Annotated in this window: 1 protein-coding gene; it reads left to right on the forward strand. The window is 69.0% G+C overall.

The genetic code is table 11. The features are described from left to right. The coding region (locus I53_RS03380) for a hypothetical protein (protein ID WP_043346677.1) at positions 1-232 on the forward strand (232 nt) is incomplete at both ends.

Here is a 232-nt window from a genome sequence, read left to right on the forward strand (position 1 = left end):
CTGGCGCACCTGGCCATCAAGCTGGACGGCACCTATGCCAAGCACGCCCTATCCCTGCAAGCCAAGGGCAAGCTGCTGGACCAGACCCTGGACCTGAACCTGGCCGCCCACGGCCAGCTCACCGAAAAGACCCGCGGCCACTACGGCTGGGCTGGCAGCCTGGACCAGTTCAGCAACCAGGGCTTGCCGCGCATCGCCATGGCCAGCCCGCTGGCGCTGGAGGCCTCGGCCG

This window comes from Methylobacterium sp. B1 (assembly GCF_000333255.1).
Classification (GTDB): domain Bacteria; phylum Pseudomonadota; class Alphaproteobacteria; order Rhizobiales; family Beijerinckiaceae; genus Methylobacterium; species Methylobacterium fujisawaense.